The 1,015-nt window shown below is 61.3% G+C and carries 2 protein-coding genes; both read left to right on the forward strand.

Annotated features, from left to right (window positions below):
- Positions 1-359, forward strand: a 359-nt coding sequence (locus tag VI25_RS22775; RefSeq protein ID WP_152981799.1) for a helix-turn-helix domain-containing protein, incomplete at its 5' end; no start/stop codon positions are given.
- Between the two features lie 86 nt (positions 360-445).
- On the forward strand, positions 446-1,015 hold a 570-nt coding region (locus VI25_RS22780; RefSeq protein WP_045690869.1), incomplete at its 3' end, for an SDR family oxidoreductase.

Genomic DNA, 1,015 nt, shown 5'->3' on the forward strand with positions numbered 1-1,015 from the left:
GGCCCCAGGCAGTCTTGGTCGGCAATCGGTTGGCGGACGCGTTTCGGACGCTGCTGGCCCAGCAGTTTCCCATCATTTCGCCGAGCCAGCGGCTGGCGCTGTACACGGCCCAGGCGTTTGCCGATCGGCTGGCCGTGCACGTCAACTCTCTCAACCGCACGCTCAAAGCCACCACAGGCAAAACTACCTCGCAGTTGCTGGCCCAGCGGTTGGTGCAGGAAGCGCGGGCCTTGCTGGTGCACACCGATTGGCCCATTGGCCAGATTGGGTACTGCCTGGGGTTTGATGAGCAAACCCATTTCACCAGTTTTTTTAAGCGGCACGCGCAGTGTACCCCTACGGAGGCGCGCCAGGTTTGATTTTGGTCAATAGCGGTTTGAAAGTCGTTAACCAGCCGGGCGAGGGCCAGAATACTTTTGTCGGGTACTCACTGACTCGCAATACGATGGCTGTTGTCTCCCCCCAAACGATTCTCATTACCGGTGCTTCCTCCGGCATTGGGCTGGCTACTGCCCGCTACTTTGCTCAGCGCGGCTGGCAGGTCGTCGCCACCATGCGCGCGCCCCACAAGGCCCCCGCCGACTTACACACCCTGGCCAATGTGCTGGTGCTACCGCTCGATGTGCTGGACGGGGCCAGCATTGAGGCCGCCGTGGCCGCTGCCCTGCGCGCATTCGGTCACCTAGATGTGCTCTTTAACAACGCGGGCTATGCCCTTGCCGGCGCCTTTGAGGCCCTCAGCCCCGCGCAAGTGCAGCAGCAGTTTGAAACGAATGTGTACGGGGTGATGAACGTGACGCGCGCCGTGCTGCCCCATTTCCGTGAACGTAAGCAGGGTCTTGTTCTGACCACTACGTCCGTGGGCGGGCACATTGCCTTCCCGCTCTACAGCGTCTACAACGCCACCAAATTCGCCGTAGAGGGCTTCATGGAAGGGTTGCAGTACGAAGTGAAGCAGTTCAACATCCAGGTGCGCACCATCGTGCCGGGCACGGTGCGCACCGACTTCACGGCC

The organism is Hymenobacter sp. AT01-02 (genome assembly GCF_000961955.2).
Classification (GTDB): Bacteria; Bacteroidota; Bacteroidia; order Cytophagales; family Hymenobacteraceae; genus Hymenobacter; species Hymenobacter mucosus.